At 66.0% G+C, this 15,767-nt stretch carries 16 protein-coding genes; 13 read left to right on the plus strand and 3 right to left on the minus strand.

Annotated elements, in window-relative coordinates; all coding sequences use genetic code 11:
* The first annotated feature begins 168 nt into the window (after positions 1–168).
* Together SE92_RS15290 and SE92_RS15295 are read left to right on the plus strand one after the other, a co-directional pair.
* Positions 169–1,098 (plus strand): glycine/sarcosine/betaine reductase selenoprotein B family protein, encoded by a 930-nt coding sequence (locus tag SE92_RS15290; RefSeq protein WP_063196513.1) that lies wholly within the window; start codon positions 169–171, stop codon positions 1,096–1,098.
* Positions 1,099–1,224: 126 nt separating this feature from the next.
* Complete coding sequence (locus tag SE92_RS15295) at positions 1,225–2,418, plus strand: CaiB/BaiF CoA transferase family protein (protein WP_063196514.1); 1,194 nt, start codon at positions 1,225–1,227, stop codon at positions 2,416–2,418.
* Between the two features lie 116 nt (positions 2,419–2,534).
* Here the strand turns inward: SE92_RS15295 and SE92_RS15300 are convergent, their stop codons facing one another.
* Positions 2,535–3,299 (minus strand): SOS response-associated peptidase, encoded by a 765-nt coding sequence (locus SE92_RS15300; RefSeq protein WP_084251818.1) that lies wholly within the window; start codon positions 3,297–3,299, stop codon positions 2,535–2,537.
* Between the two features lie 63 nt (positions 3,300–3,362).
* Here SE92_RS15300 and SE92_RS15305 point away from each other — a divergent pair, with 63 nt between their 5' ends.
* The 5 genes from SE92_RS15305 (at position 3,363) to SE92_RS15325 (ending at position 6,579) form a co-directional block, all read left to right on the plus strand.
* A complete protein-coding gene (locus SE92_RS15305; RefSeq protein ID WP_063196515.1) occupies positions 3,363–3,863 on the plus strand; it encodes a hypothetical protein in 501 nt (166 codons plus the stop codon).
* An 18-nt stretch (positions 3,864–3,881) separates the two neighbouring features.
* On the plus strand, positions 3,882–4,316 hold the full coding sequence (locus SE92_RS15310; protein ID WP_063196516.1) for an NUDIX hydrolase: 435 nt from the start codon (positions 3,882–3,884) through the stop codon (positions 4,314–4,316).
* A 205-nt stretch (positions 4,317–4,521) separates the two neighbouring features.
* Entirely contained in the window at positions 4,522–4,899 is a 378-nt protein-coding gene (locus SE92_RS15315) for a TIGR02301 family protein (RefSeq protein ID WP_063196517.1), read from the plus strand.
* Between the two features lie 273 nt (positions 4,900–5,172).
* A complete protein-coding gene (locus SE92_RS15320) occupies positions 5,173–5,439 on the plus strand; it encodes a hypothetical protein (RefSeq protein ID WP_028134933.1) in 267 nt (88 codons plus the stop codon).
* A gap of 339 nt (positions 5,440–5,778) precedes the next feature.
* On the plus strand, positions 5,779–6,579 hold the full coding sequence (locus SE92_RS15325; RefSeq protein ID WP_063196518.1) for a toll/interleukin-1 receptor domain-containing protein: 801 nt from the start codon (positions 5,779–5,781) through the stop codon (positions 6,577–6,579).
* 63 nt (positions 6,580–6,642) lie between these two features.
* Here the strand turns inward: SE92_RS15325 and SE92_RS15330 are convergent, their stop codons facing one another.
* Both SE92_RS15330 and SE92_RS15335 read right to left on the minus strand, forming a co-directional pair.
* On the minus strand, positions 6,643–7,512 hold the full coding sequence (locus SE92_RS15330) for a sulfurtransferase (protein WP_063196519.1): 870 nt from the start codon (positions 7,510–7,512) through the stop codon (positions 6,643–6,645).
* Between the two features lie 139 nt (positions 7,513–7,651).
* Positions 7,652–8,986 carry a dihydroorotase gene (locus SE92_RS15335; RefSeq protein ID WP_063196520.1) on the minus strand — a complete coding sequence of 445 codons (1,335 nt, stop codon included), beginning with the start codon at positions 8,984–8,986 and terminating at the stop codon, positions 7,652–7,654.
* Between the two features lie 101 nt (positions 8,987–9,087).
* On the opposite strand from SE92_RS15335, the gene ygfZ reads away from it, so the two are divergent.
* The 6 genes from ygfZ (at position 9,088) to SE92_RS15365 (ending at position 15,631) form a co-directional block, all read left to right on the plus strand.
* Positions 9,088–9,969, plus strand: a complete 882-nt coding sequence (gene ygfZ, locus SE92_RS15340) for a CAF17-like 4Fe-4S cluster assembly/insertion protein YgfZ (RefSeq protein WP_063196521.1) — start codon at positions 9,088–9,090, stop codon at positions 9,967–9,969.
* Positions 9,966–10,592 (plus strand): DNA-3-methyladenine glycosylase I, encoded by a 627-nt coding sequence (locus SE92_RS15345; RefSeq protein WP_063196522.1) that lies wholly within the window; start codon positions 9,966–9,968, stop codon positions 10,590–10,592. Before ygfZ ends, SE92_RS15345 begins: the two co-directional genes overlap by 4 nt.
* On the plus strand, positions 10,589–11,203 hold the full coding sequence (locus SE92_RS15350) for a YfbR-like 5'-deoxynucleotidase (protein WP_063196523.1): 615 nt from the start codon (positions 10,589–10,591) through the stop codon (positions 11,201–11,203). Before SE92_RS15345 ends, SE92_RS15350 begins: the two co-directional genes overlap by 4 nt.
* A gap of 165 nt (positions 11,204–11,368) precedes the next feature.
* Positions 11,369–11,875: a tyrosine phosphatase family protein gene (locus SE92_RS15355; RefSeq protein ID WP_063196524.1), complete on the plus strand. Its 507-nt coding sequence runs from the start codon at positions 11,369–11,371 to the stop codon at positions 11,873–11,875.
* A 19-nt stretch (positions 11,876–11,894) separates the two neighbouring features.
* The gene (locus SE92_RS15360; RefSeq protein ID WP_063196525.1) at positions 11,895–12,863 is read left to right on the plus strand and encodes an NUDIX hydrolase; all 969 of its coding nucleotides are present in this window, start codon (positions 11,895–11,897) and stop codon (positions 12,861–12,863) included.
* A gap of 47 nt (positions 12,864–12,910) precedes the next feature.
* Complete coding sequence (locus SE92_RS15365) at positions 12,911–15,631, plus strand: DUF2339 domain-containing protein (protein WP_063196526.1); 2,721 nt, start codon at positions 12,911–12,913, stop codon at positions 15,629–15,631.
* Positions 15,632–15,767 lie beyond the last annotated feature (136 nt).

Raw genomic sequence — 15,767 nt, forward strand, 5'->3', positions numbered from 1 at the left:
CCGTCTCGCCGCTTCGCGGCGAGCCACCCTCTCCCGCAAGGGGAGAGGGGAAGACCGCGCGGCGGGCCATCGTGCGTTGCAATTCAGCCCTGCGCTGCCCCTCCCCCCGTTGAGCAACGCGGAAACTATCTCTAGTCTGGCGCCAACCAAGAACCAGGAGACGCGCCCATGTCCGCGCCGCGCGACGACGAATTCGGCTTTGCGCCCGACTACGATGCCCCCGTTCCCTACATGCAGCGCACGCGGGATTATTACGCGGCGATCGGCTACACCACCGCGTATCGCTGGGCGCATTACACCGAAGCGCCGTTCCAGCCGCTGAAGAAGCCGCTGGCAAAGTCGCGCGTAACCATCATCACCACCGCGGCGCCCTACGATCCCGCCAAGGGCGACCAGGGGCCGGGCGCGGCCTATAACGGCAGCGCGAAGTTTTACCAGGTCTATGACGGCGACACGTCGAAAGAGCACGACCTGCGCATCTCGCATATCGGCTACGACCGCAAGCACACCAGCGCGACCGACAACGGCACCTGGTTTCCGCTGCCGCAGCTGTTGAAGGCATCAGCGGCGGGACGGATCGGCGAGGTCGCCCCGCGCTTCTTCGGCGCGCCGACCAACCGCAGCCATCGCGTCACGCTCGACACCGACGCGCCGGAGATCCTGGCGCGCTGCCTTGCGGACGAGGTCGATGTCGCCGTGCTGGTGCCGAACTGCCCGGTCTGTCATCAGACCACGGCGCTGGTGGCGCGGCATCTCGAAGCCAATGGCATTCCGACCGTGATCATGGGCTGCGCCAAGGACATCATCGAGCACGCCGCCGTGCCGCGCTTCCTGTTCTCGGACTTCCCGCTCGGCAATTCCGCCGGCAAGCCGCACGACGTCGCCTCGCAGGCTCAGACGCTGGAGCTCGCGCTTCAGCTGCTGGAGAGCGCGAGCGGCCCGCAGACGACGATGCAATCGCCGCTGCGCTGGAGCGAGGACGCCTCCTGGAAGCTCGACTACAACAACGTCGCGCAGCTCTCGCCGGAAGAGCTGGCGCGCCGCCGCGCCGAATTCGACAAGCAGAAGGAGATCGCGCGCGGTAACCGCGCCGCCTAAAGCGCGATGGATCGTCATCGCGCTTTAGATTCTTGTTTGCGCATGATCTTTCCGAAAAACCGCTACGCACTTTTCCGGATCATGCTTTGACGTCCTCCAATAACAACAAATATCGGGGAGAGCGACGTGACGCGACCGTTCGAGGGCGTGAAGATCCTGGATTTCACGCAAGTGCTGGCCGGCCCTTACGCCAGCTACCAGCTTGCGCTGCTGGGGGCCGACGTCATCAAGGTCGAGCGGCGCGAAGGCGAGGACATGCGCCGCACGCCGCTGTCACGCGAATGGGCGGAACGTGGCCTCGCACCCGCGTTCCAGGCCATCAACGGCAACAAGCGCAGCCTGACGCTTGATCTGCAGAAGCCTGAGGCGATCGCGATCGTGAAGAAGCTCGCGGCGAGCGTCGACGTCGTCATGGAGAATTTCCGGCCGGGCGTGATGGACAAGCTCGGCATCGGCTACGAGGCGCTGTCGGCGATCAATCCAAAACTGATCTATTGCGCGGTCTCGGGTTTTGGCCAGACCGGCCCGGACCGCCTGCGGCCCGGCTATGACGGCAAGATGCAGGCGCTGTCCGGCATCATGGCGATATCAGGCCATCCCGAGACCGGGCCGACGCGCGCGGGCTTTGCAGTCTGCGACGTGCTCTCGGGCGCCACCGCTGCGTTCGGCGTGTCGAGCGCGCTGTATCAGCGCGACCGCACCGGCAAGGGCCAGCTCATCGACGTCTCCATGCTGGAGGCGACGCTGGCGTTCCTGTCCGGGCAGATCGCGGACTGGTCGGTTGCCGGCCATCGCCAGACGCTGTCGGGCAACCAGGCGGTGAGCCGCAGGACCACGGCGAATTTGTTCAAATGCGGCGACGGCCACATCCTGCTCGCGGTCAACAACGAGAAGCAATACCGCGCGCTGATGGCGGCGCTCGGCCGCGAGGACACACTGTCCGATCCGCGCTTCGCCGACTGGTTTTCGCGGAACGAGAACGAGCCTGCGCTGCGCGCCATCATCGAGGAGGCGCTGGCCGCCAGGCCTGCCCGCGAATGGGAGACTATTCTGGAAGACGCCGGCGCGCCTTGCGCCAGCATCTGGAAGGTCGAGGAAGTCATCGACCATCCGCAAATCAAGGCGCGCGGCGCGATCCAGGAACTCGACACGCCCTACGGTCGCCTGCGCTTTGCCGGCAGCGGCTTCAAGCTCGCCCATGGCGGCGGCAAGCTCGACCGGATGGCCCCGGAGCTCGGGATGGATACGGACGCGGTGCTCGGCGAGCTGGGGTTCGATGCGGCGGAGATCGCGGCGTTGCGGGCAAAGGAAGTTGTGTAGAGCGCCACGCGCTCAGCTGCCGTAGGATGGGTAGAGCGAAGCGAAACCCATCAACCCCGCCCCTGCGGGAGAAACGATGGGTTTCGCTTCGCTCTACCCATCCTACGCACTGGTGCTTAGAACAACGAGCCCTGCCCGTCGTCTGATGACGACGCCGCGGCCTTCCGCACCGCCTTCTTCGGCTTCGCCGCCTCGGCCTCGGCTTCCATCTCCTCCGCACTCATCGGCAAAAGCAGCTGCTCGTCGTCATTCGCGACGCGGTTGACGCGGGTGGAGACCGGGTGCCAGGCGAACTCTCCGATACGCGGAGCCGTCAGCAGCGGCAGGATCGCATCGACCTCGTCGCCTTTGATGTCGAGCCAGCGCTCGAAATCGCGCTCGCTGATGGTGACGGGCACGCGGTCATGCAGCGCGGCGAGATCCTCGCCTGCCGCCGCCGTGACGATCGCGACGGTGTCGAGCTCCTCGCCGTTCGGGCCGGCCCAGGTCTCGAACACCGCAGCGAAGCCAAGCGGCGCGCCGTCTGCACGGTGGATGAAGAAGGGCTGCTTGCGGCCGTCCTCCACCTTCCATTCGTAATAGCCGTCGGCCGGGATCAGGCCGCGCCGCCGGCGAATCGCTCGCTTGAACGCGGGCTTCTCGAGAATCGTCTCCGAGCGGGCGTTGATCAGGAGCGTAAATCCGCGAGGATCCTTGACCCAGCCCGGCAGCAATCCCCAACGCATCAGGCGGAAATGCCGCGCGCCGTTCTCGACCATTACGACCGGAACAGGTTGTGTCGGCGCCACATTGTACCGAGGCGGGAAATTCGGCTGCTCGACATAGCCGAACAGTTGCCGCAAGGCCGCGGGGGCCGAAGTTATGACGAAGCGTCCACACATCCCAGGGGGTCTATATAGGGTCCGTTCAGGTCCTTTTAACCCCGAACGTTAACACTGCGGCTGATGAGCTCAATGGCCTCCCAACCCGCGCGGACGCACGTACAGACGGGCCCCGAGGCCTCCGCCTGGGCCGAGCGGCTGCGCGTGGCCAACATCAACCCGCGGACCGGGCTTGCCACCGACTATCTCAACCATTTCAATGAAGCCGTGATGCTGCTGGAAATGGTTCCGGACATGCCGGAATGCGCGGAAGATTTCTTGACCTGGACGCCGCTGTCCTATGCCGAGCATTTCACGGCGTCGAATTTCAAGGCGCGCGATCTCGCCATCGAAGCCTATGAGAAGGCCGATCCCAACGTGCGCGCCCAGTTCGACCACATCACGGATACCATGACCTCGATCCTGACCGCGGTCGGCTCGGCCATGCGCGAGGTCGAGAAGGACACCACGCGGATCCGCCTCGCCGAGCAGGCCGCGCTCTGGGTCAAGCCGCTGATCGCGGCCTGCGGCGGTATCATCCACGGCGGCGCCGAAGCCGACGTCGACACCATCATGGCGAACTGAGCCGGATCCGTTAACAAAATGGCGTCAGTGGTCCAGCCCACCCACCCCCAGCTCGCCGTCAGCGCCGCCATTTTCCGCGACGGCAAGGTGCTGCTGACCCGCCGCGCCCGCTCGCCCGCCAAGGGCTTCTATTCGCTCCCGGGCGGCCGGGTCGAATTCGGTGAATCCCTGCACCAGGCGCTCAAGCGCGAGGTCGACGAGGAAACCGGCCTCGACATCGCCATCGTCGGCCTCGCCGGCTGGCGCGAGGTACTGCCGGCCGCGCCCGGCGCCGGCCATTATCTGATCATGTCGTTTGCTGCCCGCTGGACGGCCAAGGAGCCGTCTCTCAACGACGAGCTCGACGATTACCGCTGGATCTCCCCCAGCGCCCTGGCGAGCCTGGGCGACCTCAAGCTGACGGGGGGCCTGGAAGAGGTCATCCAGTCCGCCGCGCGGCTGATTGGGGTGTAGCTGGCGCTCCGAACGCCGGTGCACCTCTCCCGCCTGCGAGAGAGGTCGGATCGCAAAGCGATCCGGGTGAGTATTCTTTCCTTTGGGGGACTGTCCCGTTGTGGATACACCCTCTCCCCAACCCTCCCCCGCAAGCGGGGAGGGAGCGCACTACCCGCGCCGCTTGCCTTGCGTCCTCAGCCTCGAAGAGGCATACACCCCGCCGATGTCCACGCGATTTCTGGCCATTTTTGTCCTGATTCTCGCCTGCGCCTCCACGCCCGCGAGGGCGCAGGACGTGGCGGCGCCGTTCGACGGCGATTTGCAGCGGCTGGCGGAGATCCTCGGCGGGCTGCACTATCTGCGCGGCATCTGCGGGTCCAACGAGGGCAACAAATGGCGCAACGAGATGCAGGCGCTGATCGACGCGGAAACCCCCTCCGGAGAGCGCCGCACCCGCATGATCGCGGGCTTCAACCGCGGTTATAACGGCTTCCAGCAGACCTATCGGAGCTGCACGCCGGCCGCGACGGTGGCGATCCGCCGCTATATCGAGGAAGGCTCCAAGATCTCGCGGGATCTGACGGCGCGCTACGCGAACTGAACACCCTCCCGTCGTTCCGGGGCGCGCAGCGCGAGCCCGGAATCCATTGTGTCACCAACTCTGCCGCCCGATGGATTCTCAGGTGCGCAATTGCGCACCATAGTTCGCGCCTGACGGCGCGCCCCGGAATGACAGCGGCTGGAACCCTGTCATCGAGTTTGTACACAGCCGTTAACCGTTCCTAAAGATGTAGCCTAGCGGTCGTTAACGCCCGTGCTACACCTCTCGCACAGCGCATCGCCGTGGATCGCGCCCCAGCCCTGATCGAGTTTCATGAGCCAGCCGATTTCCTACGCCCCCGCACGCGCGCCGCTGCCCGATCACGAGCAGAAGCAGGCCGCACTGAGTTATCTCAACGAGGCCTGGGCCGAAGCGCGCCATGATGGCGTCGACGGCGACTGCCTGGCGCAGGCAAGCCTGTTCGCGGCCTTCGCCGAGCTCGTCGGCACCTATGGCGAGGACGCGGTCGCCAAGTTCGTCGAGGGCTTTCCCGGCCGCATCCGCAACGGCGAATTCTCGGTCGACATCTGCAGGCAATAAGCCCTGCCGAAAATGACCCCGCCACGCGGGCGGGGCCAGTCAACGGATGAATGACTTTGCGAACGGATTGGTGAACAGGTCCGCGAAGTCTGCCGCGTTTATCGCACGGAAGCCGCTTTCCGCTGACAAGCATTAGTCTCGCGGCGGCCGGGAGATGTTCCCGCCCCGGTCGGGAAGGTGCGCCACCCATTTGCGGCGCGACCTTGGGCGTCGCTTTCAGTCGAATGACATCTCGGTCGTTGGAGATTCCTTGCATCCAGTGGTGCATTCGTCTGGATGAGACAATTTTCAGATGCTACCATAAGTTTTTCATCGAATTTTTCCTGGACGGGCTGATCCATGACCAAGCGCCTGTTTTTGTCCTACGCTTCGAACGACAAGCAGCGGGCTCGCGCCCTTGAAAGCAGCCTGAAGGCCCTAAAGCTGCCTGTGTGGCGGGACGAACACAGCATCAGCCCAGGGACGAAGTGGTTCGACGCCATCGAAGACGGCATTCGCGATGCGCGTGGTGTCGTCGTTCTCGTCACGAAGGCCAGCAGGCGTTCGGAATGGGTCACTTACGAATATTCACTTGCAAGGGGCGCTGGCATCCCGGTGATTGCGATCCTGGCGGACGACACAGCCATTCCGACACCGTTGCGATCATTTCAGGCTGTGAAACACGGACATCCCGACGGGGTCGCGGAGAAGATCAAGAAGGCATTTGCAGACCAATCGCGCGCCATCGGACGAGCCCGCGCGACATCTGCCCCCGTGCTCATGGCGAAATTTCAGGAGGAGAATGGCGAGCCCATCCGCGCGACCAAGGGCAAAACACCTGAGCTCTGCATGGAGATGTGGTTGGAGCAGGTCCCAAAAGAGACGAAGAGCGTCGCATTCGAGATTCCGGATGAGGGGATCAGAGACAACGAATGGATCGCAAAGCGTGCATCAGCCCGGCCTACCGCACGGGAAAGAGCATTTCTGTGCGATGACATCCAACTCTATGGCGACGTCGAAGTCTGGGCCAGCGGAAGTGGCAAGGGCCCAGGAAAATGGTCCGGCTCCTGGCGCCTCTACGAGGCCTTGATGCGCTATTATCGCAGCCGTTTGTATAGCCGCGGCATTCGCGCGGCACTCGAGCAGATCCGGAAGAACTAGGACGATGCGGATACGGGCCGAGCGGTCTTTCCAGAGATCGCGCAGGCATCGTAGAGCCCATCCCTAATCCGTCTCGATCGGCAGTGCCGGGTCCCTCGCCCATTCGCCCATCGAGGCGTCGTAGAGCATCAGCTTGTCGTAGCCGAGCTGCGTCAGCAGGAAGAGGTCGATCGTCGCCGAGATGCCGCCGCCGCAATAACAGATCACGTTCTTGTCGCGCGTCACGCCAGCCGCTGAGAATTTCGCTTCGGCATCGGCCAGCGTGGTCAGGGTCTTGTCGGCATTGACGAGCGTCGCGGCTGAAACGTTGACGCTGCCGGGAACGCGGCCAGGCCGGCCGTAGCGGCTCGGCTCGAGGCCGCGGTGAAACTGCGGGCCGAGCGCGTTGACGATCACGGTCGAGGGATCGCCGATCCGCGCCTTCACGGTATTCTTGTCGACGAAGAGATCCGCGCGCGGCGCCGCCTTGAAGGTCGTGGCGGGATATCCCTTCGGGGCGCCGGTCTCGACCGGCCGCCCCTCTTCCTTCCATTTGTCGAATCCGCCGTCGAGCACATGCGCATCGACTCCGAGCGAACGCAGCATCCACCAGAACCGTGTCGCCCACATCATGGTGCCGATGCTGTAGAGCACGATGGTCTTGTCCGCGTCGAGCCCGTGGCGGCCGAAGGCGGCCTCGAGCTGCGCGACATCGGGCATCATGAAGAACTGTTGCGACGAGGTGTCGGAGAACTCGCCCTGCAGGTCGAGGAAATCGGCGCCGGGAATGTGGCCGGCTGCGAAGGTCTTGTCGCCGGGCACGGCGCGATACGGCACATCGCTGCCGGGCGGAACGGGCTCGTTGTAAGTCGTGCAATCGTAGAGGCGGAGATTGGGATCGCCGAGGATGGCGGCGAGCTGCTCGGTGGTGATGAGGGCGGTTGGCTGGGACATCGGACTGCACTCCGTTCGAGAGGAAGTGTAGCTCTCTCCCCTCGTCATTGCGAGCCACCGGGTCCGCGCGAAGCGCGGCCCGATGACAGGCTCCGCGAAGCAATGACGGGGACACTGTATTCGTCCCCCTCGAAACCGCCTATTGCTTCAGCGTCTCCAGGAACCGCACCGCTTCACCCTGCGCCGGCGTCACGAGCTCGCCCTGCCACATCACGCGGCGGCCGCGGATGAAGGTGCCGACGGGCCAGCCGGTGACACGCACGCCGTCATAGGGAGTCCAGCCGGCTTTCGACGCCACCCATTTGTTGGTGATGGTCTCGCTGCGCTTGAGATCGACGATGGTGAAGTCGGCGTCGTAGCCGGCGGCGATGCGGCCCTTGCAGGCCATGTTGTAGAGGCGCGCGGGGCCGGCGCTGGTGAGGTCGACGAAGCGGGCGAGCGACAGACGCCCCGCGTTGACGTGATCAAGCATCAACGGCACCAGCGTCTGCACGCCGGTCATGCCGGAGGGCGAGGCCGGATAGGTCTTCTGCTTCTCCTCCAGCGTGTGCGGGGCGTGGTCGGAGCCGAGCACGTCGATGATGCCCTGCTCGATGCCGCGCCAGATGCCGGCGCGGTGATCGGCACCGCGCACCGGCGGGTTCATCTGCGCGAGCGTGCCCAGCCGCTCATAGCATTCGGGCGCCACCAGCGTGAGATGATGCGGCGTCGCCTCGCACGATGCGACGTCCTTGTGGTCGCGCAGGAACTCGATCTCTTCCTTGGTCGAGATGTGCAGCACATGGATGCGCTTGCCGGTCTCATGGGCGAGCTTGACGAGGCGCTGCGTCGCCATCAGCGCCGCGGTCTCGTCGCGCCACACCGGATGCGAGCGCGCGTCGCCCTCGATGCGCAGCGATTTGCGATCGTTGAGGCGATATTCGTCCTCGGCGTGGAATGCGGCGCGGCGGCGGATCACCTGGAAGATGCGGCGCAGGCTTTCGTCGTCCTCCACCAGCAACGCGCCGGTCGAGGAGCCGATGAACACCTTGACGCCGGCGCAGCCCGGCGCGCGCTCCAGCACCGGCAGGTCCTGCACGTTCTCCCGGGTACCGCCGATGAAGAAGGCGAAATCGCAGTGCATGCGGTGATGGGCGCGCTTGATCTTGTCGGAGAAGGTCGCCTCGCTCACGGTGAGCGGCGAGGTGTTCGGCATCTCGAACACGGCAGTGACGCCGCCCATCACAGCGCTGCGCGAGCCGGTCTCGAGGTCTTCCTTGTGCTCCAGCCCGGGCTCGCGGAAATGCACCTGCGTGTCCATCACACCGGGCAGGATGTGCAGGCCCTTGCAGTCGATCACCTCCGCAGCCGAGGCCTGCGACAGCGGGCCCAGCTCGGCGATGCGGCCGCCCGTGATGCCGATATCGCGAACGCCCTCGCCGTCCTGGTTGACGACGGTGCCATTCTTGAGGATCACATCGAAGCGCTGGGTCATGGCTGAGGGCCTCTCTCGACCCCAAGCGCAGGGCTCGAGGTCTTGTCGTTTATGCCTTGCGGGCTTACGTTCCGGAGCAACATGTCGCAAGAGATTTTCGCATGAAATCAGCGTTTCTTCCCGACCGAGGCGTGGTCAAGGTCGCGGGCGAGGATGCGCGCAACTTCCTCAACGGCCTGGTCACGACCGATGTCGACAGACTGAAGCCGGGCCTGGGGCGATTCGGCGCGCTGCTGACGCCGCAGGGCAAGATCATCGTGGATTTCCTGATCACGGAGGTGCCCGCAGGCCATGGCGGCGGGTTCCTGATCGACTGTCCGAAAGCGCTGGCCGACAGCCTCGCCACCAAGCTGAAATTCTACAAGCTGCGCGCCAAGGTCACCGTGGAAAACCTGTCCGGCGATCTCGGCGTGCTCGCCGCCTGGGACGGCGAGCCTGCGGCGCAGCCGGACCTCGCCTTCACGGACCCGCGCAATGAAGCGCTCGGCATCCGCATCCTGATCCCTGAGGATCTCAAGCAGAAGCTGTCCGATCTCATCGGGGCGGAGCTGGTCGAGGCGCGCGACTACGAGGCGCACCGCATCGCGCTGGGCGTGCCGCGCGGCGGGCTCGACTTCATGTACAACGACGCGTTCCCGCACGAGACCAATATGGACCGCCTCGCCGGCGTCGATTTCGACAAGGGCTGCTATGTCGGCCAGGAGGTCGTCTCGCGCATGCACCATCGTGGCACCGCGCGCACCCGCAGCGTCAAGGTGCTGCTCGAAGACTTCTCGCCGGAGACCGGCGTCAGCGTGCTGGCCGGCGACAAGCCCGTCGGCACCATGGGCTCCTCGGCGCAAGGCAAGGGCATTGCGCTGGTACGCATCGACCGCGTCGCCGACGCGCTCGATGCCGGCCAGACGCTCACCGCCGGAGGGCTGGCTTTGACGCTCGCCGAACCCGATGTCGTCCGCATTCCAGCCAAGCAGCCCATCGCATGAGCCGCGCTCCTCGCCTGCATCCCGACGGAAAGACGCGTTGCCCCTGGCCCGGTGAAGATCCGCTTTACGTCGCCTATCACGACACCGAATGGGGCGTGCCGGAATATGACGACCGCGCACTGTACGAGAAGCTGATCCTCGACGGTTTCCAGGCCGGCCTGTCCTGGATCACGATCTTGCGCAAGCGCGACAATTTCCGCAAAGCCTTCGACGATTTCCAGCCGGAGAAGATCGCGCGCTACAACGACAAGAAAGTGCACGCGCTGATGAACGATGCCGGCATCGTGCGCAACAAGGCCAAGATCGACGGCACGATCCTGAGCGCGAGATCGTATCTGGAGATCATGGAGAAGGGCCCGGGCTTCTCGAAGCTGCTGTGGGACTTCATGGGCGGACGCCCCAAGGTGAACAATTTCAAGACCAGCGCGAGCGTGCCAGCCTCGACACCGCTGTCGGTGCAGATCTCGAAAGAGCTGTCGTCGCGCGGCTTCAAATTCGTCGGCCCGACCATCGTCTATGCCTTCATGCAGGCGACCGGCATGGTCAACGACCACCTCGTCGACTGCCACTGCCACGCGACCTGCGGCAAGGCGCAGCGCAAGCCGCGTCTCAAGGCAAAATGACCGCGAAGAAGACGGCGCCCGTCGCGCAATCCCGCGCCTGGCAGCGCATGCTGTCGGGCCGGCGGCTCGATCTGCTCGATCCCTCGCCGCTCGATGTCGAGATCGCCGACATCGCGCACGGCCTCGCCCGCGTCGCGCGCTGGAACGGGCAGACGACGGGCGCGCATATCTTCTCGGTCGCGCAGCATACGCTGCTGGTGGAGACCGTGCTGCGGCACGAGATGCCGAATGTCGATCAGCGCATGCGACTCGCCGCGCTGCTGCACGATGCGCCGGAATATGTGATTGGCGACATGATCTCGCCGTTCAAGGCCGTGCTCGCCGGCAACTACAAGGCGGTCGAGAAGCGTTTGCTCGGCGCCATCCACGTCCGCTTCGGCCTGCCGCCGGAGCTGCCGGAAGAGATCACGCAGGCCATCAAGGCCGCCGATCGCGGCGCGGCCTATCTGGAGGCGACCGCGCTGGCCGGCTTCAGCGAAAGCGAGGCCAAGCGCCTGTTCGGCAAGGATCCCGGCCTGTCCGACAGCGTCCGGCGCGACTATCTGACGCCCTGGACGGCGGCGCGGGCCGAGAAGCAGTTCTTGGAGCGGTTTAGCGCGGTGTTCGCGTAGGTCTCGCAGGGTGAGCAAAGGCGCTCTTGCGCCGTGCCCACGATCCTCTCGCGTTTGCGACAAAAGTGGTGGGCACGCTTCCGCCTTCGCCCTTCCAGCTATGGCGGACATGTCGCTTTGCCCACCCTACGGCACCGGCTATAATCGCCGGCAAAAAGGTCCGCCATGATCCACGTCTGTTCCCTCGCCGCGCTTCCCGAAACCGTCCGCCTCACCGGGGCCAGCCATGTGCTGACCGTGATGGCCAATGTCGAGCAGGTGGCACGGCCTGCGTCGGTGCTCCCCGCCAATCACCTCAAGGTCTCGATGGACGACATCACCGAGGAGATGGACGGTTTCGTCGCACCGTCCGAGGGGCATATCGACCAGGTGCTGAATTTCGTGCGCGGCTGGGACCGCAGCGCACCGCTGGTGGTGCATTGCTATGCCGGCATCAGCCGCTCCACCGCGAGCGCGTTCGCGGCGGTCTGCGCGCTCAATCCAAACCGCGACGAACTCGAGATCGCCAGGAAGATCCGCGCGGTCTCGCCGATCGCCTCGCCGAACCGGCGCATCGTCGGCCTTGCCGACCGTGCCCTGGGCCGCAACGGCCGCATGCTGCGCGCACTCGACGAGATCGGCCCCGGCGCGATGATGGTCGAGGGCCGCCCCTTCGTGATCGAGCTCGAATGATAGCTGCGATATCAATCGCATGAGCAAGACGCTGCTGACGCCGATCGAGATCGGCCTGACCGCGGCGATCGTCGCGATCACCGACCACGAGCCGCTGATCCTGACCGCACGCGGCAGCGACGGGCTGGCCGGCCTGCCGTTCGGCCCGTTCGACGCGCTCGCTCACCGCACCTTCGAGATCGGCCTGCGTGCCTGGGTCCAGGAACAGGCGGGCCTGCGGCTCGGCTATGTCGAGCAGCTCTACACCTTCGGCGATCGCGGCCGCCATGCCGAGGCCGGCGATACCGGCGCGCATATGGTCTCGATCGGTTATCTCGCACTGACGCGCGCGGTGGACGGCGAGCTTGCGGCGAACGCGGCGAGCTTCGCGCCATGGTATCGCTTCTTCCCCTGGGAGGACTGGCGCGAGGAGCCGCCGGCGATCATCGCCCGCGACATCATTCCCGCGCTGACCGAATGGGCCGCGGAGGAGACGCCGGAGACCACGCGCGCGCTGCCGCGAAAGGATCGCGTGCGGTTCTATTTCGGGCTCGACGGGGCGGCCTGGGACGAGGAGCGCGTGCTCGACCGCTACGAGCTCTTGTACGAGGCCGGGTTGGTCGAGGAAGCCAGGCGCGACGGCCGCCCCGCGGCATTGGCGCGCCCAGCGCTTCCCCCGCTGGGCACCTCGATGCGGTTCGACCACCGCCGGATTCTCGCCACGGCGATCGCGCGGCTGCGGGCAAAACTGAAGTATCTTCCTGTCGTCTTTGAACTTTTGCCGCCCGAATTCACACTTACCGAACTGCAGCATACGGTCGAGGCGATTTCCGGCCGGCACCTGCACAAGCAGAATTTCCGCCGTTTGGTCGAAATGGAAGCCCTGGTCGAACCGACCGGGGTGATGTCGACACAGACGGGCGGGCGGCCGGCAGCGCTCTACCGCTTCCGCCGCGACGTGCTCCAGGAGCGGCCCGCACCGGGCTTGCGCGTACGCTCCCGGCGCTAGAGTAGGATTTCGCGATCGGCCCTGCCCGCCGGTTGCCTGGAGGCTTCATGTTCGACGGCCCGTTTGACGTCTTTGCGCTGATCATCGCGATCGTCGCCATCCTGATCGCAATCAAGGCCTCCAGCCAGGCGGCCGATCTGCGCCGGCGATTCAACGCGCTCGAACAGATGTTTTACGCGCAGCGGCAGGTGCAGCCACCGCCGCTGCTGCCCATGCAGGCCCGGACCGAGGCGCCCGCAACAGTTGCCGCCGAACCGCCGCCGCTCGCCCCCGAAGCGGACGCAGCGCCGCCTCCGCTCGTCACCGAAGAGCCGCCACCGCCCCCGCTCGCACCGCGCCCGCAGGTCGATGCTCCGCCGCCGCCACTGCCCGCCCCCGCGCCTGCTAGTCGAGAACCCGGCTTCGAAGAGCAACTCGGCACGCGCTGGGTGGTGTGGATCGGCGGCCTTGCGCTGGCGCTCGGCGGCTTCTTCATGGTGCGCTATTCGATCGAGGCCGGCCTGCTCGGCCCCGGCGTGCGCGTATTCCTCGGCGGCTTGTTCGCAGCCGCCCTGCTGGGCGCCGGCGAATGGACCCGGCGCAAGGAGAGCATCTCGACCATCGCGGCGCTGCCGATCGCCAACATCCCCGCGATCCTCACCGCCGCCGGTACGGCGGTGGCGTTCGCGACCATCTATGCGGCTTACGCGCTCTACGGCTTCCTGGTGCCCGCGACCGCCTTCGTGCTGCTCGGCATCGTGGCGATGTGCACGCTCGCCGCGGCGCTGCTGCACGGCCCCGCGCTTGCCGGCCTCGGCGTGGTCGGCGCCTTCGTGACGCCGGTGCTCGTCTCCAGCGGCAAGCCGGATTATTGGGCGCTCTACATCTATCTTGCAGTCGTCACCGCCGCGAGCTTCGGCCTCGCCCGCATCCGGCTGTGGCGCTGGCTTGCGGTCACGACGATCGCTTTCGCGGTGCTGTGGATCTTCCCGGGCCTCGACGCGAGCGAATTGCAGGTCGCGCCGCACGCCTTCCATGCCATCGCAGGCTTCGTGCTGGCCGCGCTGCTGGTCGTCTGCGGCTTCATGTTCGGGCCCGCCATCGAAGACGGCGAGATCGAGCCGATCTCGTCGGGCGCGCTCGGCGCCTATCTGTTCGGCGCGATGCTGATCGTGCTGTCGAGCGCGCATGCCGACCTGGCGCTGATCGCGTTTGCGCTGCTCGTCGGCGGCACGCTGTTCGTCGCCTGGCGCGCGCCGGCGGCAACCGGTGCGCTCGGCGCGGCGGCGGCGACCGTCTTCATCGTGTTCGCCGAATGGGCGGTGCGCGCCAATCCGGACATGCTGGTGCTGCCGGGCGGCCCGATGCCGGGCATAGGCCCGGTCGCGACCGACAGCTCCGTGACGCTGCATCTGGTGATGGCCGCGATCTTCGCCGCCGGCTTCGGCGTTGCCGGCTTCCTCGCCCAGGGCCGGTCGAATTCGGCGATCATCCCGGTGGTGTGGTCGGCGACCTCAGTCGCGACGCCGATCGCGATCCTCGTCGCGCTCTACGCACGTATTGCCCATCTCGACCGCTCGATTCCGTTCGCGATACTCGCGGTGCTGCTCGCAGCAGGCTTCGGCGCTGCGACCGAAGCTCTCACGCGCCGCGAGACCCGGCCGGGCACCATGATCTCCACCGCTCTGTACGCGACCGGCACGCTCGGTGCGCTGGCGCTGGCGCTGACCTTCGCGCTGGAGAAGGGCTGGCTGACGATCGCGCTGGCGCTGATGTCGCTCGGCACCGCCTGGATCTCGCTGCAGCGGCCGATCCCGTTCCTGCGCTGGCTCGCCGCGATTTTCGCCGGCCTCGTCACCGCACGCATCGCCTATGACCCGCGCATCGTCGGCGATGCCGTCGGCACCACGCCGATCTTCAATTGGCTGCTCTGGGGCTACGGCCTTCCGGCGGCATCGTTCTGGGCCGCCAGCATCTTCCTGCGCCGCCGCGCCGACGATCCGCCGCTGCGCATGGTCGAGACCGCCGCGATCCTGTTTACCGCGCTGCTCGCCTTCATGGAGATCCGGCATTTCGCGACCGGCGGCGACATGATCTCGCCGCCCTCGCTGCTCGAATTCGCACTCCAGGTCTGCATCTCGCTCGCGATGGCGATCGGACTGGAGCGCTTGGCGCAGCGCAGCCACAGCATCGTGCACAACATCGGCGCCATCGTGCTCACGGTGATCGCCGGACTCGTCAGCGTATTCGGCCTGCTGATCCTGGAGAATCCGCTGATCTGGCGCGTCGACGTCGGCGGCGCGGTGTTCAACCTGCTGCTGCTCGGCTATGCGCTGCCGGCGGTGCTGATGCTGCTGTTGTCCTATGCGGTGGTCGGAACGCGCGGCAAGGTCTACGCCAACACGATCGCCGGCGGCGCGCTGGTGTTCGCGCTCGCCTATGTCACGCTGGAGATCCGCCGCTTCTATCACGGCCCGATCCTCTCGACCGGCCCGACCACGGGCGCCGAGCAGTATACCTATTCGATCGGCTGGCTCGGCTTCGGCGTGGTGCTGCTGGGGGTCGGCATTCTCGTCAACTCAGAACGGGCACGGCTGGCGTCGGCCGCCGTCATCGCCCTGACGATCCTCAAGGCCTTCGTCATCGACATGTCGACGCTGACCGGCGTCTACCGCGCGCTGTCGTTCATGGGGCTCGGCATCGTGCTGGTCGCGATCGGCTGGCTCTACCAGCGCATCCTGTTCCGGCGGCAGGTGACGCCGCCGCCGGCTCCGCAGGCGAACGCGTAAGGGCTGAGCGAGGCACCCACCTCTCCCTACGGGAGAGGTGAAGCGATGCGTGCCGGCTCAGGCCGCGCGGACCGATTCGAGGAACTGCGCGACCTCGACCTTGAGACGTGTGCTGTCGGTCGCCAGCGATTTCGCT

The sequence above is a fragment of the Bradyrhizobium sp. AT1 genome, assembly GCF_001590795.1.
Classification (GTDB): domain Bacteria; phylum Pseudomonadota; class Alphaproteobacteria; order Rhizobiales; family Xanthobacteraceae; genus Bradyrhizobium.

Bases quoted from the DNA above. Each gene is read 5' to 3' on its own strand.
- SE92_RS15350 (WP_063196523.1), top strand. From the start codon at position 10,589: ATGACCGCGAAGAAGACGGCGCCCGTCGCGCAATCCCGCGCCTGGCAG.
- SE92_RS15365 (WP_063196526.1), top strand. From the start codon at position 12,911: ATGTTCGACGGCCCGTTTGACGTCTTTGCGCTGATCATCGCGATCGTC.
- SE92_RS15310 (WP_063196516.1), top strand. From the start codon at position 3,882: ATGGCGTCAGTGGTCCAGCCCACCCACCCCCAGCTCGCCGTCAGCGCC.
- SE92_RS15355 (WP_063196524.1), top strand. From the start codon at position 11,369: ATGATCCACGTCTGTTCCCTCGCCGCGCTTCCCGAAACCGTCCGCCTC.
- ygfZ (WP_063196521.1), top strand. From the start codon at position 9,088: ATGAAATCAGCGTTTCTTCCCGACCGAGGCGTGGTCAAGGTCGCGGGC.
- SE92_RS15345 (WP_063196522.1), top strand. From the start codon at position 9,966: ATGAGCCGCGCTCCTCGCCTGCATCCCGACGGAAAGACGCGTTGCCCC.
- SE92_RS15335 (WP_063196520.1), bottom strand. From the start codon at position 8,986: ATGACCCAGCGCTTCGATGTGATCCTCAAGAATGGCACCGTCGTCAAC.
- SE92_RS15290 (WP_063196513.1), top strand. From the start codon at position 169: ATGTCCGCGCCGCGCGACGACGAATTCGGCTTTGCGCCCGACTACGAT.
- SE92_RS15320 (WP_028134933.1), top strand. From the start codon at position 5,173: ATGAGCCAGCCGATTTCCTACGCCCCCGCACGCGCGCCGCTGCCCGAT.
- SE92_RS15315 (WP_063196517.1), top strand. From the start codon at position 4,522: ATGTCCACGCGATTTCTGGCCATTTTTGTCCTGATTCTCGCCTGCGCC.
- SE92_RS15300 (WP_084251818.1), bottom strand. From the start codon at position 3,299: ATGTGTGGACGCTTCGTCATAACTTCGGCCCCCGCGGCCTTGCGGCAA.
- SE92_RS15305 (WP_063196515.1), top strand. From the start codon at position 3,363: ATGAGCTCAATGGCCTCCCAACCCGCGCGGACGCACGTACAGACGGGC.
- SE92_RS15325 (WP_063196518.1), top strand. From the start codon at position 5,779: ATGACCAAGCGCCTGTTTTTGTCCTACGCTTCGAACGACAAGCAGCGG.
- SE92_RS15360 (WP_063196525.1), top strand. From the start codon at position 11,895: ATGAGCAAGACGCTGCTGACGCCGATCGAGATCGGCCTGACCGCGGCG.
- SE92_RS15330 (WP_063196519.1), bottom strand. From the start codon at position 7,512: ATGTCCCAGCCAACCGCCCTCATCACCACCGAGCAGCTCGCCGCCATC.